The sequence below is a fragment of the Bacillus sp. SIMBA_008 genome (genome assembly GCF_046535495.1).
GTDB lineage: Bacteria > Bacillota > Bacilli > Bacillales > Bacillaceae > Bacillus > Bacillus subtilis.
The window spans coordinates 1-235 of record NZ_JAWRWL010001291.1 but is presented as its reverse complement, the minus strand read 5'-3'; the positions used below and the strand labels follow the sequence as shown (position 1 = coordinate 235).

Genomic DNA, 235 nt, shown 5'->3' with positions numbered 1-235 from the left:
ACATATGGTGACACACTAGTTAATCAATGCCATAAAAAAATCACCGAGGGCATCTTCCCTCAGTGATGTGTCTTTTCTATTTCATACTTGAACCCGCATGTGAAAAAATCGGATCTTTCAATTCAAAATTAAAGGTCTTACCGTCAACAATACCGACTGTTTTTTCATGGTCATACAGCTCGAGCAGACAAGCTGCCATTTCTTTTGATGTATGATATTTCTTGATATTGCCTTC

At 37.4% G+C, this 235-nt stretch carries 1 pseudogene; it reads right to left on the bottom strand.

Going from position 1 to position 235, the window contains the following annotated elements:
• Window positions 1-76: 76 nt before the first annotated feature.
• Window positions 77-235: pseudogene (locus SB658_RS27600) on the bottom strand (SDR family NAD(P)-dependent oxidoreductase); the annotation flags it as partial.